The sequence below is a fragment of the Enterobacter cloacae complex sp. 302F9 genome (assembly GCF_050030335.1).
Lineage (GTDB): Bacteria > Pseudomonadota > Gammaproteobacteria > Enterobacterales > Enterobacteriaceae > Enterobacter > Enterobacter hormaechei_C.
The window spans coordinates 3,746,104-3,769,459 of record NZ_JBLGUC010000001.1; the positions used below are offsets into that span (position 1 = coordinate 3,746,104).

The window sequence follows — 23,356 nt, forward strand, 5'->3', positions numbered from 1 at the left end:
GTGATGGCACGAACCTATCGCGCCACACCATACGCTGAATTTGCCTCAATAACCCTGGAAAAATCCGAGTCTCAGGCCAGCTCGCCCTTAACCAGGGGCACAAAGCGCACGGCTTCCACGGTATCGATAATAAACTCGCCGCCGCGTCGACGAACGCGCTTTAAAAGCTGCTGCTCATCGCCGACGGGCAAAACTAGAATGCCGCCCTCGTCCAGCTGCGAGAGAAGTGCAGCGGGAATTTCAGGTGGCGCGGCCGTGACTATTATGGCGTCAAACGGGGCGCGAGCCTGCCAACCCTGCCATCCATCGCCGTGGCGTGTCGATACATTATGTAAATCAAGCTGTTTCAGGCGACGGCGCGCCTGCCACTGCAAGCCTTTAATCCGTTCCACGGAACAGACATGGTGCACAAGGTGGGCCAGGATCGCGGTCTGATACCCTGAACCGGTGCCAATTTCCAGCACCCGGGAGTCTGGCGTTAACTCCAGAAGCTCCGTCATACGCGCCACCATGTAAGGCTGCGAAATCGTCTGGCCTTGCCCGATGGGCAGCGCCACGTTTTCCCACGCTTTGTGTTCAAACGCCTCATCTACAAACTTCTCACGGGGAACCTGGGCAAGCGCATCCAGCACCTGCTCGTTGGCGATCCCCTGTGCGCGTAATTGTTCCAGAAGAGTTTGTACACGTTTACTTACCATTGCGCGTTCACTCCGACCCGATCTAACCAGTCCGACACCACATCATGCGCGCTATAAGCGGTTAAATCTACGTGCAACGGCGTAACGGAAACGTAACCCTCATCCACCGCAGCGAAGTCGGTGTCTGGCCCGGCATCGCATTTATCTCCCGGCGGGCCGATCCAGTACAGGGTATTGCCGCGCGGATCCTGCTGGGGAATAACCTGATCGGCCGGATGGCGACTGCCGCAGCGCGTCACGCGGATCCCTTTGATCTCGTCCAGCGGGAGATCCGGCACGTTAATATTGAGGATACATCCGGTACGCAGCGGCTCGCGGCCAAGCGCACGGAGAATAGAGCAGGTTACCGCGGCGGCAGTGTCATAGTGGGTGTGGCCGTTTAACGAGACCGCCAGCGCCGGGAACCCCAGGTGACGCCCCTCCATCGCCGCGGCCACGGTGCCGGAGTAAATCACATCATCGCCAAGATTCGGCCCGGCATTGATGCCGGAGACCACAACATCCGGCCGCGGGCGCATCAGCGCATTTACGCCCAGAAACACGCAGTCGGTCGGCGTCCCCATCTGGACGGCAATATCGCCATTCTCAAAGGTAAAGGTTCGAAGTGAAGACTCCAGCGTCAATGAGTTAGACGCGCCACTGCGGTTACGATCGGGAGCCACGACCTGCACATCCGCAAATTCGCGGAGGTGTTTCGCCAGCGTCTGAATACCTGGCGCATGGATCCCGTCATCGTTACTCAGCAATATTCGCATAATCACCCGACGTGTTGATAAGTTCCCTGACAACACTGGTGGCAAAGCTACCTGCCGGCAGCCAGAAGCGTAACTCGACGGTTACGTCATCCCACCAGTTCCAGCTCAGCTGTTGCGGGTAGAGGAGCATCGCACGGCGCGCCGCCTCGACTTTTTCCCGCACCAGCAATGATTGTAATTCTGGCGCATCCGCCACCGCTGACTGCTCAGCGGCCAGCGCCTCGCCCTGAGTTCCCCAGTCGCCTGAGCCCGGCAAGGCGGCGGTAATCATCAGCGATTTAGCGTCCACGCGCGACTGGGCATCGGCCATCTCATCGGCCGTTGCCACAAACCAGCTTCCGCGTCCCGCTAATTGTAGCGCATCGCCGACAACAACTTGATTCGCGTCCGGTTTTTTCAGCCGTTCGCTCACAATCTGATTAAACAACGCACTGCGGGCTGCCGACAACCAAAAACTGCGTTTATTCCTGTCGCGCACCGGCGCGCTGCTTTGCGCCCAGCGCAGCGCGCCCAGCAGGTTGCTGCCACCAATGCCAAAGCGCTGTGCGCCAAAATAGTTTGGCACGCCGCGTTCGGTAATGGCCTTCAGGCGTTTTTCAACGTCATCGCGGTCGGTCACTTCACGCAGCACCAGCGTGAAATCGTTGCCTTTCAACGCTCCCGGACGCAATTTGCGTTTGTGGCGGGCATACTCCAGTACCTTACAGCCCTCAAGCTCAAATTTGCTTAAATCGGGCATGGCATTGCCGGGCACGCGGGCGCAAAGCCACTGTTCGGTCACGGCATGCTTATCCTTTTGACCGGCAAAGCTCACATCGCGGGCGTGAATTTTGAGGAATTTTGCCAGCGCGTCCGCCACGAAGCGGGTGTTGCAGCCGTTTTTCAGAATGCGCACCAGGATGTGCTCGCCTTCGCCATCCGGCTCAAAACCCAGATCTTCCACTACCACGAAATCTTCAGGGTTGGCTTTCAGCAGACCCTTGCCCTGCGGTTTACCGTGCAGATACGTCAGGTTGTCGAAATCCGTCATTTGACCGCCTTCACCAGCAGCGCCACGGCTTCACAGGCAATGCCTTCGCCACGACCGGTAAAGCCCAGCTTCTCCGTGGTGGTCGCTTTGACGTTGACGTCGTCCATATGGCAGCCCAGATCTTCAGCGATAAACACGCGCATCTGAGGGATGTGCGGCAGCATCTTCGGTGCCTGAGCAATGATCGTCACATCAACGTTGCCGAGGGTGTAGCCTTTGGCCTGAATACGACGCCAGGCTTCGCGCAGCAGTTCGCGGCTGTCTGCGCCTTTAAAAGCAGGATCGGTGTCCGGGAACAGTTTGCCAATGTCGCCCAACGCGGCGGCACCCAGCAGCGCGTCGGTCAGCGCATGCAGCGCCACGTCGCCATCAGAATGCGCCAGCAAACCTTTTTCGTATGGAATACGCACGCCGCCAATGATAATTGGGCCAACGCCGCCAAAGGCGTGTACATCAAAACCGTGTCCAATACGCATTATGCCTTCTCCTGAGGGGTCGTACGGGTAAGATAAAATTCCGCGAGCTGTAAGTCTTCCGGGCGCGTCACTTTAATATTATCAGCGCGCCCTTCAACAAGCGTTGGGTGGAAACCGCAATACTCCAGCGCCGAGGCTTCGTCCGTAATGGTCGCACCTTCTTTGAGCGCACGCGTTAAGCAGTCGTGGAGTAATTGGCGGGGAAAAAATTGTGGCGTCAGCGCGTGCCATAAATCCACGCGCTCGACGGTGTGGGCAATCGCCGGTTTACCCGGTTCGGCACGCTTCATGGTGTCACGCACAGGGGCGGCCAGAATGCCGCCCACGTTACTGGTTTCACTCAGGGCCAGCAGACGTGACAGATCGTCGTGATGCAGACAGGGACGCGCGGCATCGTGCACCAGCACCCACTGCGCGTTCCCGGCAGCCTGAATGCCCGCCAGAACAGAGTCGGCCCGCTCGGCGCCGCCGTCAACAACGGTAATCTGAGGATGATGTGCCAGCGGGAGTTGCGCAAAACGCGCATCGCCGGGGCTGATGGCAATAACCACGCGTTTCACCCGGGCATGCGCCAGCAGCGCTGCCACGGCGTGCTCGAGGATCGTTTTATCACCAATTGAGAGGTACTGCTTGGGACACTCTGTCTGCATGCGCCGGCCAAAACCTGCGGCCGGCACCACGGCACAGACGTCCGAAAAAGTTGCTGCCATGTCGTAATCCTGGGCCTGATTATCGATTGTTTTGTGCGGAGCCCTGATTGCGTTTAGACGCATCCGGAACCAGGCGATAAAACGTTTCGCCCGGCTTAGTCATACTGAGTTCATTGCGTGCGCGCTCCTCAATCGCCTCCTGGCCGCCATTGAGGTCATCAATTTCAGCAAAAAGTTGATCGTTACGCGCTTTAAGTTTGGCGTTTGTCGCCTGCTGTGCCGCGACGTCATCGCTCACCCGGCTGTAGTCGTGCAGTCCGTTTTTGCCGAACCACAGCGAATATTGCAGCCAGACCAGCAAAGCCAGCAACAGCAGCGTTAGTTTACCCATCCTGCCCCCTGAAAAAACGGCATCATCATCCCATAACTTTCCGCTGGACTCTACTGCGGGGTTTTAATTATGCCGTAAGTTAGCCCATCAGCCATAAAAACAGCAGGCCAAAGATGACCACAACGGTGGCGATAGTGATGAACGTACTATACAGGAGCTTGCCGTTGAAAAGGGAGTGCAGCGCCACGCCCACAACCACCGCAACGGGCATCAGCGCCAGAAAGAAAGGCCAGGTATAGAGGAAGAAAAAGAGGGTGTTACCACCGTAGATCAAAAACGGGATACCCAGCGCCAGTAACCACGACACGAAGCCGACTATCGCCCCAGGGAAGGACCAGGTCGTCTCGTCGTCGGTCGTTAACGGTTCCGACCCGGTGGTAATCATGTAGTTTTCACTGTTGCGCATAGCTAATCCTGTGACCGTGACTCATCGCTCGGGAAGACAGCTCCCGAACGATACCGTCTCAGGATCTGATAATATCGTCCCGTCTGAGCAGGTCTAATAATTGGCTTACTAAATTTGTTACCAATTGTTGGCCTTCCAGATGAATCTCAGGGGATTCAGGCGCTTCGTAAACCGAGTCAATGCCGGTGAAGTTTCGCAGCTCTCCCGCGCGGGCTTTTTTGTACAGCCCTTTTGGATCGCGCGCTTCGCAGATTGCCAGCGGGGTATCCACAAACACTTCAATAAAGCGATTCTGCCCCACGCGCTCACGCACCATCTGACGTTCGGCGCGGTGCGGTGAGATAAACGCCGTTAGCACCACCAGCCCGGCATCCGCCATCAGGCTGGCGACTTCCCCTACCCGACGAATGTTCTCTTTACGGTCTTCATCGCTGAACCCTAAATCGCTGCACAGGCCGTGACGCACGTTGTCGCCGTCCAGCAGGTAGGTGCTCACCCCCTGCTGATGCAGCGCCTCTTCCAGTGCGCCTGCCACCGTGGATTTACCGGAGCCAGACAGCCCGGTAAACCACAGCACAACCCCACGGTGACCGTGGAGCTGTTCGCGCTGGGCAACGGTGACCGGATGAGGATGCCAGACGACGTTCTCATCATGGGCGGCCATCACTTGCCTCCCAGCAGATCGCGTGCGCCCCAGTGCGGGAAGTGCTTACGCACCAGCGCATTCAGTTCCAGCTCGAAGGCGCTGAACTCAGACGTCACGCTCGCCTGTGCGTCAGGCTCGCGCACCATCCCGGCACCGACGGTGACGTTGGTCAGGCGGTCAATGAAGATCAGCCCGCCCGTCACCGGATTCTGCTGATACGGATCCAGCACCAGCGGCTCGTCGAAGGTCATATCCACCAGACCTATGCCGTTCAGCGGCAGCTCGCTCACGTCACGGTGGGTCAGGTTGTTGATGTCCACCTGGAACTGAATGCCGTCCACGCGGGCGCGGGTTTTCTTGCCGGCGATTTTAATGTCATAGCTCTGGCCTGCGGTCAGCGGCTGTTCGGCCATCCACACCACGTCTACGGATGCGCCCTGCACTGCCGCCAGCGTTTCCTGCGCGTCGACCAGCAGGTCGCCGCGGCTGATATCAATTTCGTCTTTCAGTACCAGGGTTACCGCTTCACCTGCCCCGGCTTCGTCCAGATCGCCATCAAAGGTGACGATACGGGCGATGGTCGATTCCACGCCTGATGGCAGCACCTTGACGCGCTGACCCACCTTCACGGAGCCTGAAGCGAGAGTACCGGAGAAGCCGCGGAAATCGAGGTTCGGACGGTTCACGTACTGCACCGGGAAGCGCATCGGCTGGGTATCGACCACGCGCTGAATTTCAACGGTTTCCAGCACTTCCAGCAGCGTCGGGCCGCTGTACCACGGCATGTTCGCGCTCTGAGAGGCGACGTTATCCCCTTCCAGCGCCGACAGCGGCACAAAGCGAATATCGAGGTTGCCCGGCAGCTGTTCAGCAAAGGTCAGGTAGCTCTGGCGGATCTCGTCGAAACGCGCTTCGCTGTAGTCCACCAGATCCATTTTGTTCACTGCCACCACCAGGTGTTTGATCCCAAGCAGCGTAGAGATAAAGCTGTGACGACGAGTCTGATCCAGCACACCTTTACGGGCGTCGATCAGCAGGATCGCCAGGTCACAGGTGGACGCGCCGGTCGCCATGTTACGGGTGTACTGCTCGTGCCCCGGGGTGTCGGCGATAATAAATTTGCGCTTTTCGGTAGAGAAGTAGCGATAGGCGACATCAATGGTAATGCCCTGCTCGCGCTCCGCCTGCAAGCCGTCCACCAGCAGCGCCAGATCGAGTTTTTCGCCCTGGGTGCCGTGGCGTTTACTGTCGTTGTGCAGGGAAGAGAGCTGATCTTCGTAGATCTGGCGCGTGTCGTGCAGCAGACGACCAATCAGGGTACTTTTCCCGTCATCCACGCTGCCGCAGGTCAGGAAACGCAGCAGGCTTTTGTACTGTTGGGCGTGCAGATAAGCTTCTACGCCGCCTTCATCGGCAATTTGTTGGGCAATAGTCGTATTCATGGCGGCTCCTTAGAAATAACCCTGACGTTTCTTCAGCTCCATGGAGCCTGCCTGGTCGCGGTCAATCACGCGGCCCTGTCGCTCACTGGTGGTCGACACCAGCATCTCCTCGATGATCTCGGGCAGCGTCTGCGCACTGGATTCCACCGCGCCGGTCAACGGCCAGCAGCCGAGAGTACGGAAACGGACCATCTGTTTTTTGATCACTTCGCCCGGCTGTAAATCAATGCGATCGTCGTCGATCATCATCAGCATGCCGTCGCGCTCCAGCACCGGGCGCTCGGCCGCCAGATACAGCGGAACGATCTCAATATTTTCCAGATAGATGTACTGCCAGATATCCAGCTCGGTCCAGTTGGAGAGCGGGAAGACGCGAATGCTTTCGCCCTTGTTGATCTGGCCGTTGTAGTTGTGCCATAGCTCCGGACGCTGGTTTTTCGGGTCCCAGCGGTGGAAGCGGTCGCGGAAGGAGTAGATACGCTCTTTGGCGCGGGATTTCTCTTCGTCACGGCGCGCGCCGCCGAAGGCCGCATCAAAACCGTATTTGTTAAGCGCCTGCTTCAGCCCTTCGGTTTTCATGATGTCGGTATGCTTGGCGCTGCCGTGCACGAACGGGTTGATACCCATCGCCACCCCTTCCGGGTTTTTGTGCACCAGCAGCTCGCAGCCGTAGGCTTTGGCGGTACGGTCACGAAACTCGTACATCTCGCGGAATTTCCAGCCGGTATCCACGTGCAGCAGCGGGAACGGCAGCGTACCCGGATAAAACGCTTTACGCGCCAGGTGCAGCATGACGCTGGAATCTTTACCGATGGAGTACATCATCACCGGGTTAGAAAACTCGGCGGCCACTTCGCGGATAATGTGGATACTTTCCGCTTCGAGCTGCCGCAGGTGAGTAAGTCGTTTTTGGTCCATAACCGTTCCTTAAGCCAAATTTATAACAGAAGCGCCAAAGCCTTCTGTGTCGGTTGTGTGTTGGAACCAGGCGAGCGTGCTGTGCAGCTGCACCACTTCTCCCACCACAATCAGGGCGGGCATTGGGGCGTCTTTCGCCAGGGTTGCAAGGTCTTGTAAGGTGCCGATTGCGACATGCTGATCGACGCGTGTCCCGCGGGAGATCACCGCTACCGGCGTCGTCGCATCGCGACCGTGCTGAATAAGCTGTTCACTGATGTCTGCCGCTTTCATCGTGCCCATATAAATCGCCAGCGTTTGTCGGCTCTGGGCGAGATGCGACCAGTCAAACGGCGTGCTGTCGGCTTTATAGTGCCCGGTCACAAAGGTCACGCTCTGGGCGTAATCGCGATGGGTCAGCGGAATACCGGCGTAGGCCGTGACGGCAGACGCCGCCGTAATGCCGGGAACCACCTGGAACGGGACGCCCGCTTCGGCTGCCGCCTGCAACTCCTCGCCACCACGACCGAAGATAAACGGGTCGCCCCCTTTCAGGCGCACCACGGTCTTGCCCGCTTTCGCAGCGGCAATCAGCATCTGGTTGGTGTCGTGCTGGGGCACGGAGTGCTCGCCGGCACGTTTGCCGACGCAAATTTGCTCCGCGTCACGGCGGATCAGCTCGCGAATACCGTCGGTGACCAGGTGGTCATAGAACACGATATCCGCATCCTGAAGAACCTGGAGGCCACGCAGCGTGAGCAGCCCGGCATCGCCCGGCCCGGCGCCCACCAGAATGATCTCTCCGCCCGTACTGCCGGGGTTATCCAGTTCGTCTTCGAGAATTTGTTGCGCCGCCGTCTCGTTACCGGCCTGCATCAGGCTGGCAAAGCGGCCGCGAAACACACGCTCCCAGAAGCGACGGCGTTCCGTCACGCTGGTCAGACGCGTTTTCAAATGGTTGCGCCAGTAGCTGGCCTTCTCCGCCATGCGTCCGAGGCTGGTCGGCAGCAGCGCTTCGATTTTTTCTCTCAGCACGCGCGCCAGCACCGGGGCGGTGCCGCCGGAGGAGATCGCCACCAGCAGCGGCGAGCGGTCGACAATCGACGGGAAGATAAATGAACATAACGGCTGGTCGTCTACCACGTTCACCAGACGGTGACGGGCCTGAGCTGCGTCGGAGATGCGGCGGTTGAGCGGCCGATCTTCGGTTGCCGCAATCACCAGCACCACGCTGTCGATCTGAGACTCTTCAAAATCCGCCTCTGCAACGATCTGCACCTGCGCCCCGGCGCGTTGCAGGAAGGCGATTTTGCGATCGGCAATTTCACCCGTCCCGACAACCAGTACCGGTCGGTCTTTTAAGGCAGCAAAAAGGGGGAGATAGTCCACAGGCAACAACTCACTAACAACCACGAATAAAGGGACTATAGGGGGCGGCTTAGATCGAATGAAATTACGAATTGGAATGAGTAGTTACTCAATGGAATAACGCCGTGGAAAAGCAAATATCAAAAAGTGCTTAACACGCGAAATTTCGGGCATTTAGGAGCAATTCAAATTGTGTCTACCCGATCACAGTTTCATACTATGCGGGTTAAAATTTTGCTCTGTTTTTAAGGACTCACTATGTTTTCCGCAATGCGCCACCGATTCGTTGCCCTGGCGCTCGGCGTTTGCTTTATCCTTCCGGCTCAGGCAAAAAATCAATCTTACGGTGAAATAGCCAGTATGCAGGCGCGGCATATTGCGACGGTCTTTCCGGGCCGTATGACCGGAACCCCAGCCGAGATGCTCTCGGCAGACTATATCCGTCAGCAATTTGCGGATATGGGCTATGAGAGCGACATTCGCGCTTTCCATAGCCGCTACATCTATACCACACGCAATAAAACGCAGAACTGGCATAACGTAACCGGCAGCACGGTCATTGCGGCGCACGAAGGAAAGGCGGCTGAGCAGATTATTATTATGGCGCACCTTGATACCTACACGCCGTTGAGCGACGCCGATGTCGATAATAACCTCGGCGGGCTGACGCTTCAGGGACTGGATGACAATGCGGCGGGTCTGGGCGTGATGCTTGAGCTGGCCGAACGCCTGAAGAATATTCCGACGAAATACAGCATTCGCTTTGTTGCGACCAGCGGCGAAGAAGAAGGAAAACTCGGCGCTGAGAATCTCCTTAAGCGCATGAGCGCTGAGGAGAAGAAAAATACGTTGCTGGTGATTAACCTCGATAATCTGATCGTGGGGGATAAGCTCTATTTTAATAGCGGACAGAGCACGCCGAGCAGCGTACGTAAACTCACCCGCGACCGCGCGCTGGCGCTTGCCCGCACGCATGGCGTCTATGCCGCAACAAATCCGGGCGGTAACCCGCAGTATCCTAAAGGCACAGGCTGCTGTAATGACGGTGAAGTGTTTGATAAGGCGGGCATTCCGGTGCTGTACGTCGAGGCGACGAACTGGGCGCTGGGCAAAAAAGATGGCTATCAGCAGCGCAGCAAATCGAAAGCCTTTCCGGACGGGACCAGCTGGCATGATGTGCGGCTGGATAATCAGCAGCACATTGATAAAGCGCTGCCGCAGCGGATTGAGCACCGCAGCCGGGATGTCGTGAAGGTGATGCTGCCGCTGGTGAAGGAGCTGGCGAAAGCGGGGAAAGCCTGAGGCAATTAAGCCCGGCGGCGCTGCGCTTACCGGGCCTACAACGGCACGAAACGTAGGCCCGGTAAGGCGTAGCCGCCACCGGGCGAAAAAACATTACCCTTCGTGCAGCCCGCACTCGCGCTTCAGCCCAAAGAATCGCGTCTCTTCTTCCGCCATTCCCGGTTCCCATTTACGCGTGGTATGGGTGTCGCCTACCGACAGGTAGCCTTGATCCCACAGCGGATGGTACTTCAGCCCGTGCTTTTGCAGATACTGGTACACCGTGCGGTTATCCCAGTCGATGATCGGCAGCACTTTGAACACGCCGCGCTGCACCGCCAGCACCGGCAGCGTTGCCCGGCTCCCGGACTGCTCGCGGCGCAGGCCCGCGAACCAGGTCTGAGCGTTCAGCTCTTTCAGCGCCCGGTTCATCGGCTCGACCTTGTTGATCTCATTGTATTTCTCAATGCCCTCAACGCCCTGTTCCCACAGCTTGCCGTAGCGCGCCTCCTGCCAGGCCGCGCTTTCCGTCGCGCGGTAAACTTTGAGGTTCAGCTTGAGCTTGTCCGTCAGCTCGTCAATAAACTGGTAGGTCTCCGGGAACAGATAGCCGGTATCGGTGAGGATCACCGGAATGTCCGGGCGGATCCGATTCACCAGGTGCAGGCTGACCGCCGCCTGGATGCCAAAGCTTGACGACAGCACATAGTCACCCGGCAGGTTTTCCAGCGCCCACGCCACGCGCCCTTCGGCGTCGAGTTTTTCCAGCTGGGCGTTGGTTTCTGCCAGGGCCAGAATGCGTTCGACTTTTGGCAGGTCATTAAGGGCGTTTAGATCGAGTACGGACATAAGAACCTCGTTTGCCTGTTTTGCCGGGCGGCACTGCGTTTGCCCGGCCTACAAAACCCGTAGGCCCGGTAAGCGAAGCGCCACCGGGCAAAGGATGCGTTACTCCCAGAAATCCCTTGCGGGATCGAGCACCGGGCGAATGATGCCCGCACGCACCGTAAAGTCGCCGAAGCCTTCACCCGCTTCGCGCTCTTTCGCCCAGCGCCCGACAAGCTCGTCGATGGAATCAAGAATTTCCGGTTCCGTAATATTTTCACGGTACATACGCGGAATGCGCGTCCCCATACGGTTGCCGCCAAGGTGCACGTTGTAACGACCCGGCGCTTTGCCCACCAGACCCAGCTCGGCCAGCATCGCGCGACCGCAGCCGTTCGGGCAGCCGGTGACGCGCATAACAATATGCTCGTCCGGAATACCGTGCTTTTCCAGAATCGCTTCCACTTTATCAGTGAAGGACGGCAGGAAACGCTCGGCTTCGGCCATCGCCAGCGGGCAGGTCGGGAACGACACGCAGGCCATCGAGTTTTCACGCTGCGGTTTAACCGCATTCATCAACCCATGATCGCGCGCCAGCTTCTCGATCTTCGCCTTCTGGCTTTCCGGCACGCCGGCAATAATCAGGTTCTGGTTGGCGGTAATGCGGAACTCGCCTTTATGGATCTTAGCAATTTCCAGCAGACCGGTTTTCAGCGGGCGGCCCGGATAATCCAGAATACGACCGTTTTCAATAAACAGCGTCAGGTGCCATTTATTATCGATACCTTTCACCCAGCCAATGCGATCGCCGCGACCGGTGAATTCGTAAGGGCGGATCGGCTCAAACTTGATCCCCGCGCGACGCTCCACTTCTTCTTTGAACGTCTCGACGCCCACGCGCTCCAGGGTGTATTTGGTTTTCGCGTTTTTACGGTCGGTACGGTTGCCCCAGTCGCGCTGGGTAGTAACCACCGCCTCAGCCACGGCCAGCGTGTGCTCCAGCGGCAGGAAGCCGAACTCGCTCGCGGTGCGGGCGTAGGTTTTCTTGTTCCCATGCTCGATGGACAAACCGCCGCCCACCAGCAGGTTAAAGCCGACCAGCTTGCCATTTTCGGCAATCGCCACGAAGTTCATGTCGTTGGCGTGCAGGTCGATATCGTTCTGCGGCGGGATAACCACCGTGGTCTTGAATTTGCGCGGCAGGTAAGTCTGACCGAGGATCGGCTCTTCGTCCGTGGTCGCGACTTTCTCCTGATCGAGCCAGATCTCCGCATAGGCACGCGTGCGTGGCAGCAGGTGCTCGGAGATCTTCTTCGCCCACTCGTACGCTTCGGCGTGCAGCTCGGACTCATACGGGTTCGAGGTGCAAAGCACGTTACGGTTCATGTCGTTGGCGGTCGCCAGCGCGTCCAGCCCCACGGAGTGCAGCATCTGGTGCACCGGCTTGACGTTCTTCTTCAGAATGCCGTGGAACTGGAAGGTCTGACGGTTAGTCAGACGGATGCTGCCGTAAATCGTGTTTTCACCGGCAAACTTGTCGATCGCCTGCCACTGTTTGGTGGTGATGATGCCACCCGGCAGGCGGCAGCGCAGCAGCATCGCATGACGCGGCTCCAGCTTCTGTTCGGCACGTTCGGCGCGGATATCGCGGTCGTCCTGCTGGTACATACCGTGGAAACGGATCAGCAGGAAGTTGTCGCCTTTGAAACCGCCGGTCAGGCCGTCATTTAAATCTTCGGCAATGGTACCGCGCAGGTAGTTGCTCTCTACCTTCATGCGCTCGGCATCAGTCAGTTTGCCTTCGACCACCAGTGGGCCAGGATGTTTTTCGCTCATTAGTAGACATCTCGCTGATAACGGCGCTCTACGCGCAGCTCACTTAAAAATTCATCCGCCGTTTCGGCATCCATACCGCCGAATTCGGCAATCACTTCCAGCAGTGCCTGCTCAACGTCTTTCGCCATGCGATTGGCGTCGCCGCAGACATAAATGTGGGCGCCGTCATTGATCCAGCGCCACAGCTCTGCGCCCTGTTCGCGCAGTTTGTCTTGTACGTATACTTTTTCTTTCTGATCGCGGGACCAGGCCAGATCGATGCGGGTCAGCACGCCCTCTTTGACGTAGCGCTGCCATTCAACCTGGTAGAGGAAATCTTCAGTAAAATGCGGGTTGCCGAAGAACAGCCAGTTTTTACCCGGCGCCTCGTCCGCTGCACGCTGCTGCATAAAGGCGCGGAACGGTGCGATGCCGGTGCCCGGGCCAATCATGATCACCGGCGTTTCCGGGTTCGCCGGCAGGCGGAAGTTGTCGTTGTGTTCGATAAAGACGCGCACCTCGCCCTCTTCTTCCACGCGGTCGGCCAGGAAGCCCGACGCCCCACCCGCCCGCGCGCGGCCTTCGATGTCGTAACGCACCACGCCAACGGTGATGTGGACTTCGTTTTCCACTTCCGCCTGTGAAGAGGCGATGGAGTAAAGACGCGGCGTCAGCGGACGCAGCAGGCCGATCAGCGCGTCGGCATCCAGCTGTGCCGGGGAGAAACGCACCATGTCGACAATCGGCGTCGTCGCGGCGTAATGCTGTAACTTCGTCTTGTCCCCCACCAGCGGCAGAAGGGACTCGCTGCGCGTTAAGGTGGCGAAGTTTTCAACGATGTTGGCGGTGTTCACCGTCAGCTCGAAATGCCACTGAAGCGCCTCAGAGAGCGGTAAGGTTTTACCTTCCACCTGGACCGGCTCCGTGCCTTTCAGCCACAGCAGCTCGACCAGCTCTTTCACCAGCGCCGGATCGTTCTGATACCAGACGCCCAGCGCATCGCCAGGCTGATAACGCAGGCCGGAGTCACCGAGATCGATTTCGATATGGCGCACGTCTTTTTCCGAATCACGGCCCGTGATTTTCTGGTTTACCGACAGGCTCGCCGTCAGCGGCGCCTCTTTCGTGTAAGGGCTGGTGTGGATTTCGTTGACGGTGCCCGCTGCGGTAACGGCGGCTTGCGCTGGCGTCTCTTTCGGGACGCGGGCCTTCAGCACCTCAACGATGCGCGTCCGCCATTCGGCGGCGGCGGCCTGGTATTCGACATCAGCGTCTACGCGATCCAGCAGGCGCTCTGCACCCAGCTCCGCCAGCTTGCTGTCGAAGTCTTTACCGGACTGGCAGAAAAATTCATAGGACGTATCACCGAGGCCGAAGACGGCAAAGGCGGTGCCCTCCAGCCTGGGCGCTTTTTTCGAGAACAGGAACTTATGCAGCGCGACGGCTTCTTCCGCAGGCTCACCTTCCCCCTGCGTTGAGGCCACCACCACCAGCAGTTTTTCTGACGCGATCTGTTTGAATTTATAATCCCCGGCGTTGACCAGGTTGACGTTCAGCTTCGCGGCGAGCAGGTCATCACGCAGCGCTTCGGCCACACGACGGGCATTACCCGTTTGCGAAGCGGAGATAAGCGTGATGGCAGGAATTTCAACGGCCGTTGGCGGGACGCCAGCCACAGCACCCGGCTGCTGATTGAGCATTCCCCAGAAATAGCCGGAGACCCAGGCGAGCTGGGTGGGTGAAAAATCGGAAGTCGCGGCCTGGAGGCGCGCCAGTTGCTCCGGGTTAAGGGGAAGCAAATTTGAAGGTGGGGCCTGTGTTGTCATGCGTCGTTATGTTCCAGTAGCAAAGCGGACTTTAAGCGAATAAATCCAAACTGAAGATAAGGTTAACGGCGGGGATAATAACAATTAAAGAAGGGATGGAAATAATAAATAACCAAATGGACTAACCTGTTTTAGTTATCGTTCTTAACGATAAAAGCGATTAAATAACTATCTGAAATAAAACAATAAAGGCCGATAAACACCATGAATACGAGGCGGTGACCGTTCAGAGCCGTTTTAGTTAATGATAAAAATTGTGCTTTCCGGTACTATGCGGCGGTTTTTTCCGCATTCCTGAGAGCTATGATGTCCACCACACTGTTTAAAGATTTCACCTTCGAAGCCGCACACCACCTTCCACACGTTCCTGCCGGGCACAAATGTGGCCGCCTGCATGGACACTCGTTTATGGTGCGTCTTGAAATCACCGGTGAAGTCGATCCCCATACGGGCTGGATCATGGACTTTGCCGAACTGAAGGCTGCGTTTAAGCCAACCTACGATCGTCTCGATCACTACTATCTGAATGATATTCCGGGCCTTGAAAACCCGACCAGCGAAGTGCTGGCGAAATGGATTTGGGATCAGATGAAACCGCTGGTCCCGCTGCTGAGCGCGGTGATGATCAAAGAGACCTGCACGGCAGGCTGCGTCTACCGCGGGGAGTGAATCTCCTCCGTTGCGGTCTCACGAGGCACGAGCGGCGTAAACTCGTAGAGCACCAGTGCATTACTCTCCAGTGATTCACTCAGTTGCCAGCCGTCATAAAGGCGTTCATCGCGTACGGAAAGCGTTGGACGCGCTTTATGCGCTATCCAGCGCCACATCTCTTCATCAGGGCCGCTTTCGCTGCCAACCCCTTCAAGTAACGGATAGAGCGCGCCGTTGTGCTGATCAAACAGATGACATTTAATTCGCCATTTACCGCGCATTCCCTTCAGGTGTAAATGATACTGCTGGCGAAAACGCTGGATGAATGCTTCTTCACTGGAAAGGAGCGGATTAAAAACCACCACATTACGCAGCAACAGCTGATAACCATTGCGATGGCGCGTAAGCAGGACACGCTTATCATTGACCAGCACCTCGCCCCGCAGACGTTGCCAGAGCCAGAGTACCCAATAAACCGGACGCGGCAGACCATGGTTATACTGTAGCGCCAGGCTTGAGGTATCGATGGTGTTGTTCGCACGAGCTTCTCCCTGAAGGCCCGAATTGAGCCAGAATCCCGCCAGCCAGACCTGCTCCGAAAGCCCGAGCAGGTTCTGCATCAGCAGCGCCCCACGAAAAAACCAGCCGTTTGTCGCCCGCGTGTTGCCGGTGAGGGTATTCCAGGAGAGAAGCCAGACGGGAAGCGAACATTTACGCAAGCGAAGGGCAGCGAGGATCTGGCGGACCTTCAGTATCGGATAATTTTCCGTTGAAGAGAGAGGGGTTGCCTCCAGCTGCGCGGGATCGAGAAGTTCATTAGCATCGGCAGAACAGGCAAGAAAATCGGCCTGCATCAGGATGGCTGAACTGAATAGGGTATCGTCGCTTACGCCCGCGCTGACGGGGGCAAATCGGTGCCATAAACCAAACTTTGCCTGCGGAAGATAAGTTCGTATTGCCTTTTGCTGGGCCAGCCAGACCTGCTCCCGGGTCTCCTCACTCGCCTGTGTTGACCAGTGCATGACGAAGTGCCAGCCCGCGGTGATCTCTGGCGAAAAATGATTAACCGACTGTTGTAAAAAACGGGTAAGAAGATCGCGACGTGTCGTTACGCCGGTGTGCAGTAGCACCGTCCACTGCTTTTTTGCCAGCCAGGTGAAGAGCTGATGCAGATTGTACCAGCAGGCGTAGCCCGCCATCTGGGGGTCATCCCACCCGGTGGCAAACAGACGACTGCTGAGAAAAGGTTCGGCGATATCAATCCCCTCAATGGGAATGGCCTCATTTATTGCCTCCAGATTTTGTCGAACGTCCTCACGCAGCAAATCGTCGAGCTCACGCAGGGTAATGACCACCCGCATACGGCGCAGCGAGGCAGAAAGAGGATTAAGCTGCTCAAGATCCAGGCTCTGCTCCTGCTGCGGATGAACGATGAGCGGCGAGGCTCCCCAACCGCGCGCCACCGGTTCATTGAGCAGGCTAAACAGCTTGTCCACGGCGACCGGATAGCGCTGCTCACGCCTGTCCGTCCGAATACGTGCCGCCTCCGGGTGCTGGCGCCGGGCCTTACGAAACTCACCCGGAGACATATTGTGAACACGCCTGAACCGATCGCTCATCATACGCGTGCTGGCGAAACCCTGCTCAAGCGCAATCTGGTGCAGCGGTCGGTTCGTCAGCCGGAGAGCGTCGGCCGCCTTTTCCAGCCGCAGGTGGGTGATATACTGCATGAAACTGATCCCCACCTCCTTGCGAAAGAGACGAGAGAGCCAGGCTTCAGAGACATATTCACTCGCGGCGATTTCCGCAAGCGTAATACGGCGGGAATAACTGGCATTGATCCGCTCTATCACCCGGGCGATGCGTTTGCTGTGCGCTGATGAAAGTTCCCGGGACAGCATACGGGCGGGCTGTTGAAAGCGGCTGGTCAGCAACAGCAATATCTCGCTCAGCCAGCGGTACGCCTCCAGCCGGTAGCGGTGCGGGTCGTTGATGAGGGTGACCACAAGAAGCTGGCGCAGCAGATCGCGAAGCGCATCGCATTGGGGCCAGACGCCTCCGGCTTCTGCCGGTACAGCATAATCATGGGCAAAAAAATCATTGCAGAGCTGGACGACCCAGCGCCCGGAAAGGGTTACGCGCAGGGTGACATTTGCCGTTTCGCTCGTGAACTGCCAGCGCCGATGACGGTTGATGATAGCAAGGGTATTGGCCTCCAGGATGTCACGTCCCACATCGGTGTTCAGCTCTGCCCGCCCTTCCAGCACCCAGAGCAACGTTAGCGTATCGCCTTCATCCTCCACGCAGTGGCGAATGTCCTGAATCTCTATCCAAAATTCATCTCCCCGTTGCGCCATCTTACCCCTCACCAAAGACAAAAAATGACCTGATCTTTTTTGTCATAACTGAATTGTATGAAAAACAATCAAAATAAAGCCGTCGCTTTACAACAAAAAAATGCATTTTCAGGCGGGACGATCGTCATAGACTCGAAATTATCATCGTTTGGCAGAAAAAGGATAACAAAAATGACACATCCAATTATCGAAGCTCTGCGTGGCAACGAAGCCCGGTTCACTGAATTACGTCGCTATTTTCATCAGCATCCTGAAATTGGTTTTGAGGAGCACAACACGAGCGATCGCGTTGCAGCGCTGCTTCAGGAATGGGGATATGAGGTTCATCGCAGCCTGGCGAAAACCGGTGTGGTCGGCACACTGAAGGTGGGTAACGGGCATAAACGCCTGGGCCTGCGCGCCGATATGGATGCGCTGCCAATGCAGGAAAACAACGGCAAGGCGTGGAGCAGTACCGTTGAGGGTAAATTCCACGGCTGCGGTCATGACGGCCACACCACAACGCTCCTGTATGCAGCGGAGTACCTGGCACGCACCCGCAATTTTAACGGCACGCTGCACCTTATTTTTCAGCCCGCGGAAGAACTTCTGTATGGCGGACGCGTTATGGTAGAGGACGGTTTGTTTGACCTGTTCCCCTGCGACCACATCTTTGGCCTGCACAATATGCCGTCACAGCCCCTCGGAAAAATTGGTCTGCGCGATGGCGCCATGATGGCCTCTTCCGACACCCTTCATATTGAGGTTAACGGCGTAGGTGGTCACGGCGCGGTGCCAGAACATACCGTTGACGCCACCCTGGTTGCCTGCCATATCACTATCGCGTTGCAGTCGATTGTTTCGCGCAACATTACCCCCTTCCAGCCTGCCGTCGTTACCGTAGGCAGCATTCAGGCCGGGCACGCTCCCAACATTATCAACGACAAAGTATTGATGAAACTTACCGTGCGCACGCTGGATGAACGCGTGCGGCAAACCGTGTTACAGCGTATCCATGATATCGCCGTTGCACAGGCGGAAAGTTTCAATGCGACGGCCACCATTCGACACATTAACGGCAGCCCGGTGCTGAAAAACAATCCGCAAGCCAACGAGATGGTGCGCAGCGTCGCCACCGATCTGTTCGGTCAGGATGCCGTCGCGGAGGTCAATGCGTTTATGGGCAGCGAGGACTTTGCTTTCATGCTCGAGAAAAATCCCAATGGATGCTATTTCACGCTTGGCGCCGGGGATGAGCCTGACCGCTGCATGGTACATAACCCGGGCTACGACTTTAACGACAACATTCTCCTCACCGGCGCGGCGCTGTGGGCCGCACTGACCGAACACTATCTGCGCTGATTCGCACCTTCCCGGGAGGGCTGCACTATGAGTACCGTTTCCCTGACAGGCGCATCCGCCTACGCCGGTAACGATCGGCTGCTGGCGGGTATCGTCATGAGCGTTCTGACATTCTGGCTGTTTGCCCAGTCGGTTATCAACGTGGTTCCGGCCATGCAGAATAGCCTCGATATTGCCCTCGAAACCCTTACGCTGGCCGTCAGCCTGAGCGCGTTGTTCAGCGGCTGTTTTGTCGTCGCCTGCGGTGGGTTTGCCGATAAGTTTGGGCGCATGCGCCTGACCATGATTGGCCTGATCCTGAGCATGATCGGGAGTGGTCTGCTGTTCATTTCATGGGAGCCCGTCCTGTTTCTGTTGGGACGAGCGATACAGGGGCTATCAGCGGCCTGCATTATGCCCGCCACGCTGGCGCTGATTAAAACCTGGTATGAAGGTAAAGCACGCCAGCGCGCAATCAGTTTCTGGGTTATCGGTTCATGGGGCGGGAGTGGCCTGAGCTCGTTTGTGGGAGGCGCCATCGCCACCACGCTGGGCTGGCGCTGGATTTTTATTCTGTCGATGGTGGTGGCTCTGGTCGCGCTATTGCTTATCCGCGCCACGCCGGAAAGCCGCAGCCCTGATGCGTGTCGACACAAACTGGATATCAGCGGCCTGGTGAGTTTTGTCCTTATGCTGGTGCTGTTCAATCTGTTTATCAGCAAAGGACACAGCTGGGGCTGGAGCAGCAGTTTATCGCTTCTTGTACTGTGTGGAGCCGTGATTGCACTGATGTGCTTTATCGTTACCGGGCGGCGGAAAGGCGATGCGGCGCTGATCGATTTCGCCCTGTTTAAAAACCGGGCCTATAGCGCCTCGGTATTCTCAAATTTCCTGCTCAACGGCTGCATTGGCACCATGATGATCGCCAGCATCTGGTTGCAGCAAGGCCATCATCTGTCACCGCTACAGACAGGCATGATGACGCTGGGGTATCTGGTTACCGTACTGGCGATGATCCGGGTGGGTGAAAAACTGCTTCAGCGCTATGGCGCCAGGCTGCCGATGATGACCGGCCCGCTGCTGACCGCAACAGGTATTTCGCTGATTTCATGCACCTTCTTAAGCAAAGAGGTCTACATTGTTACCGTTTTTCTGAGCAATATTTTATTCGGGCTGGGGCTCGGATGTTACGCCACGCCCTCAACGGACACGGCGGTAATGAATGCCCCTGAAAACAAAGTGGGGGTGGCTTCTGGGATCTATAAGATGGGCAGTTCCCTGGGCGGCGCAATGGGTATCGCGGTCACCGCATCGCTGTACGCGCTATGGCTGCCGATGGGAACGGCCAGTGCCGCGCAGTATGCCTTGCTTTTCAACAGTGCGATTTGCCTTGGGTCGGCAGTCGTGACCTGGGCTTTACTGCCAACAACAAAAGCCCCGCGTTAAGCGGGGCCACAAAAGTATCAGGCAATGTTCAGATATTTGTGCGTCTGCATCGACAGCCGCCAGTTGCGGGCGATACAGGTTTCAATGCACAGACGGGTCGCATCGTCTTTCTGGCTGATAGGCTGTAGCGCGATCACGCGCTGCTTTTCGTCCGTCAGCGTCGCCAGCAGTTCATCCAGCGCTTCGATGTCACGCACGCGCCCCACCGGATGTTTGATCTCATCAGCTCGCTCAAGCGCCTGCGACAGTACGTCATACCCACCACGCATATTCACTTTTGGTGAAACCGTGACCCACGTTGAATGGGAGCAGCGCACTTCATGGGTGCCGCTGGTTTCGATCTGACAGCTATAGCCGTTCTTCTCGAGCAGTTCGGTGAGCGGCATCAGATCGTGAATGCAGGGTTCCCCGCCGGTGATCACCACGTGCCGCGCCGTCCAGCCCTGACGACCAATAATGGCAAGCAGATCTTCTGCGCTACCCGCGCCCCATTTATCGCTCTCTTTGGTTTTCGCCAGAATGCTGAACAGCGATACTTCCCGATCTGCGAGCTTATCCCACGTATGTTTGGTATCACACCAGGCGCAGCCAACCGGGCATCCCTGTAAACGAATAAAGATAGCGGGAACGCCGGTAAAGTAACCCTCGCCTTGCAGGGTCTGGAACATCTCGTTAATCGGGTACTGCATAGTCAACTCTGTTAAGGGGATAAACGATAAGTATCGCAGATCCCCGTCAGATGATCATGCTCCATCGGTGCTTTGCGCGCCAATTGCCGCCATAAACCGTTCCGTAATTTGCTGCGGTCGGGTGATCGCCCCGCCGACGACAACCGTGTGCGCCCCCAGCGCCAGACACCTGGCCGCGCGTTCAGGCGTATCCACGTTACCTTCGGCAATCACGGGGATCGTGACGGCAGACAGCACCTCTTTCAAAAACGCGCAGTCATTTTCCGGTAGCGAATGGCCCGCGGTCTCCGTCGTATAACCGTAAAGGGTGGTTCCGACGCAATCAAACCCCAGCGCCTGCGCGGTCACGGCCTCCTGCACGGTGGCAATATCCGCCATCAGCAGCAGCGAAGGGTAACGGGCGCGGATCTGCGCGATCAGCTTGTCCAGCGATCCGCCACCGGGCCGTTTCCGGGCGGTCGCATCCAGCGCAACGATCTCCGGGCCGACCGCCATCAACTCATCCACTTCTTTGAGCGTTGCGGTGATGAACACCTCGCTGTCCGGATAGTCTCGTTTGATGATGCCGATTACCGGCAGTGAGACCAGCCCTTTGATAGCCTCAATATCCACCACGCTATTGGCGCGGATCGCAGCGGCACCGCCCTGGGCCGCCGCCAGCGCCATTCGCGACATAATAAACGGGCTGTGCAGCGGTTCGTTTTCCAGCGCCTGGCAGGAGACGACCAGTTTTCCTTTCAGGTTATCCAGTACAGTTTTCATTACGATAAGATCTCTTCTACTTCGTTTTTGATAATGGTGACGTGCGGGCCATAGATGACCTGGACCCCGTTGCCGCGGACGATTACGCCGCGGGCGCCGGTCGCTTTCAGTGCAGATTCATTGACTTTGCTACCGTCTTTCACCGTGACGCGAAGGCGCGTGGCGCAGCAGTCAACGTCATCCAGATTGTCTTTTCCTCCCAGCCCGGCGATCACCGCCGCGGCGCGCTCGCTTTGCGGCAGGGTAGCCTCGTCAGCCAACGCCTCCTTTTCACGGCCCGGCGTGGCAAAATCAAAACGTTTGATCAGATAGCGGAAGGTACAGTAGTAAAGGAAGAACCACGGTACGCCCACCAGCGGGACGAACATCCAGTTAGTTTTCGCTTCTCCCTGCAAAATGCCGAACAGCACGAAATCAATAAACCCGCCGGAGAATGTTTGTCCGATGGTGATGTGCAGCATGTGCGCGAGCATGAACGCCAGCCCGTCAAACAGCGCATGAATGACGTACAGCACCGGGGCAATAAACAGGAATGAGAATTCTATGGGCTCGGTAATTCCCGTCAGGAATGAGGTTAACGCCGCAGAGAGCAGCAGCCCGGCAACCCGCTTTTTGTTCTCCGGCCTGGCCGTGTGGTACATCGCAAGGCAGGCGCCGAGCAGACCAAACATCATGGTAATAAAGCGCCCGGACATGAAGCGCGACGTGCCCTCATAGAAATGCTGCGTGTTCGGGTCGGCGAGCTGGGCGAAGAAGATCCGCTGCGTGCCCTCAACCAGGTGACCGTTAACAATTTCACTGCCGCCAAGCGCGGTGGTCCAGAACGGAAGATAGAAGATGTGGTGCAAACCAAACGGGCCAAGCATGCGCAGGATGAAGCCGTACAGCAAAGTCCCCAGATAGCCGGTGGCATCCACCAGCCCGCCGAGGCCAAAGATCAGCTTCTGAAAATGCGGCCAGACCACGGTCATCAGCGCGCCGACGAGTATCGCCGCCAGTGAGCTGATAATGGGAACGAAGCGTGAGCCGCCAAAAAAGCCCAGGAATTGCGGAAGCGCGATTTTATTAAATCGATGATGCAGTGCGCAGGTCACCAGCCCAATAACTACCCCACCAAACACGCCCGTTTCAAGCGTCTGAATACCCAGCGTCATGCCCTGCCCTACGGCGCCCGGGTTCTCATGCGCCAGTTTTCCGGTCAGGATCAGCAGCGCATTGATAGTGGCATTCATCACCAGATAAGCGAGCAACGCCGCCAGCCCTGCCGTGCCTTTATCATTTTTCGCCAGCCCAACGGCGACCCCAACAGCAAACAGTACCGACAGGTTTGCAAACACAATCGAGCCAGCGCTGCTCATGATGGTAAAGATGGCCTGTAGCCAGCCAACGTCTAAAAATGGATACGCGGTAAGCGTATTCGGATTCGATAGCGCCCCGCCGATCCCCAGCAACAGACCTGCTGCGGGCAGTATGGCGATGGGTAACATAAAGGATTTGCCGAAGCGCTGCGCTTTTTCAAACCATCCGCCGGAAGACGCTCCGCTGAACATTTGCATCATTTTTTTATCCCCCTGGTTATTGATGAAAATTTTTACCACATATATTTTTAATTGTGAAAATTACCA

Annotated in this window: 22 protein-coding genes; 4 read left to right on the forward strand and 18 right to left on the reverse strand. The window is 57.2% G+C overall.

Features of this window, described 5'->3' with window-relative positions; genetic code table 11:
- Window positions 1-71: 71 nt before the first annotated feature.
- The 11 genes from ACQG0T_RS18180 to cysG form a co-directional block, all read right to left on the reverse strand.
- Complete coding sequence (locus ACQG0T_RS18180) at window positions 72-698, reverse strand: protein-L-isoaspartate(D-aspartate) O-methyltransferase (RefSeq protein WP_015571709.1); 627 nt, start codon at window positions 696-698, stop codon at window positions 72-74.
- Window positions 692-1,453, reverse strand: coding sequence for a 5'/3'-nucleotidase SurE (surE, locus tag ACQG0T_RS18185; RefSeq protein ID WP_271040440.1), 762 nt, complete (start codon window positions 1,451-1,453; stop codon window positions 692-694). Before surE ends, ACQG0T_RS18180 begins: the two co-directional genes overlap by 7 nt.
- Window positions 1,434-2,483, reverse strand: a complete 1,050-nt coding sequence (gene truD, locus ACQG0T_RS18190; RefSeq protein WP_032102897.1) for a tRNA pseudouridine(13) synthase TruD — start codon at window positions 2,481-2,483, stop codon at window positions 1,434-1,436. The genes surE and truD overlap by 20 nt, the downstream gene beginning before the upstream one ends.
- Window positions 2,480-2,959: a 2-C-methyl-D-erythritol 2,4-cyclodiphosphate synthase gene (gene ispF / locus ACQG0T_RS18195; RefSeq protein ID WP_015571711.1), complete on the reverse strand. Its 480-nt coding sequence runs from the start codon at window positions 2,957-2,959 to the stop codon at window positions 2,480-2,482. Before ispF ends, truD begins: the two co-directional genes overlap by 4 nt.
- On the reverse strand, window positions 2,959-3,669 hold the full coding sequence (gene ispD / locus ACQG0T_RS18200; protein ID WP_017382818.1) for a 2-C-methyl-D-erythritol 4-phosphate cytidylyltransferase: 711 nt from the start codon (window positions 3,667-3,669) through the stop codon (window positions 2,959-2,961). Before ispD ends, ispF begins: the two co-directional genes overlap by 1 nt.
- A 19-nt stretch (window positions 3,670-3,688) precedes the next feature.
- Window positions 3,689-4,000 carry a cell division protein FtsB gene (gene ftsB / locus ACQG0T_RS18205; RefSeq protein ID WP_003862095.1) on the reverse strand — a complete coding sequence of 104 codons (312 nt, stop codon included), beginning with the start codon at window positions 3,998-4,000 and terminating at the stop codon, window positions 3,689-3,691.
- A 79-nt stretch (window positions 4,001-4,079) separates the two neighbouring features.
- Window positions 4,080-4,406, reverse strand: coding sequence for a DUF3561 family protein (locus ACQG0T_RS18210; RefSeq protein WP_023304328.1), 327 nt, complete (start codon window positions 4,404-4,406; stop codon window positions 4,080-4,082).
- Between the two features lie 58 nt (window positions 4,407-4,464).
- Window positions 4,465-5,070 carry an adenylyl-sulfate kinase gene (gene cysC / locus ACQG0T_RS18215; RefSeq protein WP_015571713.1) on the reverse strand — a complete coding sequence of 202 codons (606 nt, stop codon included), beginning with the start codon at window positions 5,068-5,070 and terminating at the stop codon, window positions 4,465-4,467.
- Entirely contained in the window at window positions 5,070-6,494 is a 1,425-nt protein-coding gene (gene cysN, locus ACQG0T_RS18220) for a sulfate adenylyltransferase subunit CysN (protein ID WP_015571714.1), read from the reverse strand. The genes cysC and cysN overlap by 1 nt, the downstream gene beginning before the upstream one ends.
- Before the next feature lie 9 nt (window positions 6,495-6,503).
- A complete protein-coding gene (gene cysD, locus ACQG0T_RS18225; protein WP_006811770.1) occupies window positions 6,504-7,412 on the reverse strand; it encodes a sulfate adenylyltransferase subunit CysD in 909 nt (302 codons plus the stop codon).
- A gap of 9 nt (window positions 7,413-7,421) precedes the next feature.
- Window positions 7,422-8,780 (reverse strand): siroheme synthase CysG, encoded by a 1,359-nt coding sequence (gene cysG, locus ACQG0T_RS18230; protein ID WP_023295340.1) that lies wholly within the window; start codon window positions 8,778-8,780, stop codon window positions 7,422-7,424.
- 237 nt (window positions 8,781-9,017) lie between these two features.
- On the opposite strand from cysG, the gene ACQG0T_RS18235 reads away from it, so the two are divergent.
- A complete protein-coding gene (locus tag ACQG0T_RS18235; RefSeq protein ID WP_015571715.1) occupies window positions 9,018-10,061 on the forward strand; it encodes an aminopeptidase in 1,044 nt (347 codons plus the stop codon).
- A 93-nt stretch (window positions 10,062-10,154) separates the two neighbouring features.
- Here ACQG0T_RS18235 and cysH read toward each other — a convergent pair whose 3' ends face one another.
- The 3 genes from cysH to cysJ form a co-directional block, all read right to left on the reverse strand.
- Complete coding sequence (gene cysH / locus ACQG0T_RS18240; RefSeq protein WP_017382820.1) at window positions 10,155-10,889, reverse strand: phosphoadenosine phosphosulfate reductase; 735 nt, start codon at window positions 10,887-10,889, stop codon at window positions 10,155-10,157.
- 99 nt (window positions 10,890-10,988) lie between these two features.
- Window positions 10,989-12,701 (reverse strand): assimilatory sulfite reductase (NADPH) hemoprotein subunit, encoded by a 1,713-nt coding sequence (cysI, locus tag ACQG0T_RS18245; protein ID WP_063933091.1) that lies wholly within the window; start codon window positions 12,699-12,701, stop codon window positions 10,989-10,991.
- On the reverse strand, window positions 12,701-14,506 hold the full coding sequence (gene cysJ / locus ACQG0T_RS18250; protein WP_032654820.1) for an NADPH-dependent assimilatory sulfite reductase flavoprotein subunit: 1,806 nt from the start codon (window positions 14,504-14,506) through the stop codon (window positions 12,701-12,703). The genes cysI and cysJ overlap by 1 nt, the downstream gene beginning before the upstream one ends.
- A gap of 303 nt (window positions 14,507-14,809) precedes the next feature.
- Here cysJ and queD point away from each other — a divergent pair, with 303 nt between their 5' ends.
- Window positions 14,810-15,175 carry a 6-carboxytetrahydropterin synthase QueD gene (gene queD / locus ACQG0T_RS18255; protein WP_006811776.1) on the forward strand — a complete coding sequence of 122 codons (366 nt, stop codon included), beginning with the start codon at window positions 14,810-14,812 and terminating at the stop codon, window positions 15,173-15,175.
- Here queD and ACQG0T_RS18260 read toward each other — a convergent pair.
- A complete protein-coding gene (locus ACQG0T_RS18260) occupies window positions 15,160-17,514 on the reverse strand; it encodes a helix-turn-helix domain-containing protein (protein WP_252051552.1) in 2,355 nt (784 codons plus the stop codon). The genes queD and ACQG0T_RS18260 overlap by 16 nt on opposite strands.
- A 171-nt stretch (window positions 17,515-17,685) precedes the next feature.
- Between ACQG0T_RS18260 and ACQG0T_RS18265 the strand changes: the two genes are divergently transcribed.
- Together ACQG0T_RS18265 and ACQG0T_RS18270 are read left to right on the forward strand one after the other, a co-directional pair.
- The gene (locus ACQG0T_RS18265) at window positions 17,686-18,855 is read left to right on the forward strand and encodes a M20 aminoacylase family protein (RefSeq protein WP_271040441.1); all 1,170 of its coding nucleotides are present in this window, start codon (window positions 17,686-17,688) and stop codon (window positions 18,853-18,855) included.
- 27 nt (window positions 18,856-18,882) lie between these two features.
- Window positions 18,883-20,280 carry an MFS transporter gene (locus ACQG0T_RS18270; RefSeq protein ID WP_017382823.1) on the forward strand — a complete coding sequence of 466 codons (1,398 nt, stop codon included), beginning with the start codon at window positions 18,883-18,885 and terminating at the stop codon, window positions 20,278-20,280.
- A gap of 17 nt (window positions 20,281-20,297) precedes the next feature.
- Here the strand turns inward: ACQG0T_RS18270 and queE are convergent, their stop codons facing one another.
- Genes queE through ACQG0T_RS18285 form a run of 3 tightly spaced genes read right to left on the reverse strand, consistent with a single transcriptional unit; the run spans window position 20,298 to window position 23,290 of the window.
- A complete protein-coding gene (queE, locus tag ACQG0T_RS18275; protein ID WP_006811780.1) occupies window positions 20,298-20,969 on the reverse strand; it encodes a 7-carboxy-7-deazaguanine synthase QueE in 672 nt (223 codons plus the stop codon).
- 54 nt (window positions 20,970-21,023) lie between these two features.
- Entirely contained in the window at window positions 21,024-21,731 is a 708-nt protein-coding gene (locus ACQG0T_RS18280; protein WP_040118042.1) for an N-acetylmannosamine-6-phosphate 2-epimerase, read from the reverse strand.
- Window positions 21,731-23,290: a maltose/glucose-specific PTS transporter subunit IIC gene (locus ACQG0T_RS18285; protein ID WP_017382825.1), complete on the reverse strand. Its 1,560-nt coding sequence runs from the start codon at window positions 23,288-23,290 to the stop codon at window positions 21,731-21,733. The genes ACQG0T_RS18280 and ACQG0T_RS18285 overlap by 1 nt, the downstream gene beginning before the upstream one ends.
- Window positions 23,291-23,356: the final 66 nt, after the last annotated feature.

Excerpts from the sequence above, each read along its gene's own strand:
- ACQG0T_RS18235 (WP_015571715.1), top strand. The coding sequence starts at position 9,018 with ATGTTTTCCGCAATGCGCCACCGATTCGTTGCCCTGGCGCTCGGCGTT.
- cysD (WP_006811770.1), bottom strand. The coding sequence starts at position 7,412 with ATGGACCAAAAACGACTTACTCACCTGCGGCAGCTCGAAGCGGAAAGT.
- ACQG0T_RS18265 (WP_271040441.1), top strand. The coding sequence starts at position 17,686 with ATGACACATCCAATTATCGAAGCTCTGCGTGGCAACGAAGCCCGGTTC.
- queE (WP_006811780.1), bottom strand. The coding sequence starts at position 20,969 with ATGCAGTACCCGATTAACGAGATGTTCCAGACCCTGCAAGGCGAGGGT.
- ACQG0T_RS18280 (WP_040118042.1), bottom strand. The coding sequence starts at position 21,731 with ATGAAAACTGTACTGGATAACCTGAAAGGAAAACTGGTCGTCTCCTGC.
- surE (WP_271040440.1), bottom strand. The coding sequence starts at position 1,453 with ATGCGAATATTGCTGAGTAACGATGACGGGATCCATGCGCCAGGTATT.
- cysN (WP_015571714.1), bottom strand. The coding sequence starts at position 6,494 with ATGAATACGACTATTGCCCAACAAATTGCCGATGAAGGCGGCGTAGAA.
- ACQG0T_RS18180 (WP_015571709.1), bottom strand. The coding sequence starts at position 698 with ATGGTAAGTAAACGTGTACAAACTCTTCTGGAACAATTACGCGCACAG.
- ispF (WP_015571711.1), bottom strand. The coding sequence starts at position 2,959 with ATGCGTATTGGACACGGTTTTGATGTACACGCCTTTGGCGGCGTTGGC.
- cysI (WP_063933091.1), bottom strand. The coding sequence starts at position 12,701 with ATGAGCGAAAAACATCCTGGCCCACTGGTGGTCGAAGGCAAACTGACT.
- ACQG0T_RS18260 (WP_252051552.1), bottom strand. The coding sequence starts at position 17,514 with ATGGCGCAACGGGGAGATGAATTTTGGATAGAGATTCAGGACATTCGC.
- truD (WP_032102897.1), bottom strand. The coding sequence starts at position 2,483 with ATGACGGATTTCGACAACCTGACGTATCTGCACGGTAAACCGCAGGGC.
- cysJ (WP_032654820.1), bottom strand. The coding sequence starts at position 14,506 with ATGACAACACAGGCCCCACCTTCAAATTTGCTTCCCCTTAACCCGGAG.
- ispD (WP_017382818.1), bottom strand. The coding sequence starts at position 3,669 with ATGGCAGCAACTTTTTCGGACGTCTGTGCCGTGGTGCCGGCCGCAGGT.
- queD (WP_006811776.1), top strand. The coding sequence starts at position 14,810 with ATGATGTCCACCACACTGTTTAAAGATTTCACCTTCGAAGCCGCACAC.
- ACQG0T_RS18270 (WP_017382823.1), top strand. The coding sequence starts at position 18,883 with ATGAGTACCGTTTCCCTGACAGGCGCATCCGCCTACGCCGGTAACGAT.
- ftsB (WP_003862095.1), bottom strand. The coding sequence starts at position 4,000 with ATGGGTAAACTAACGCTGCTGTTGCTGGCTTTGCTGGTCTGGCTGCAA.
- ACQG0T_RS18285 (WP_017382825.1), bottom strand. The coding sequence starts at position 23,290 with ATGATGCAAATGTTCAGCGGAGCGTCTTCCGGCGGATGGTTTGAAAAA.
- cysH (WP_017382820.1), bottom strand. The coding sequence starts at position 10,889 with ATGTCCGTACTCGATCTAAACGCCCTTAATGACCTGCCAAAAGTCGAA.
- cysC (WP_015571713.1), bottom strand. The coding sequence starts at position 5,070 with ATGGCCGCCCATGATGAGAACGTCGTCTGGCATCCTCATCCGGTCACC.
- ACQG0T_RS18210 (WP_023304328.1), bottom strand. The coding sequence starts at position 4,406 with ATGCGCAACAGTGAAAACTACATGATTACCACCGGGTCGGAACCGTTA.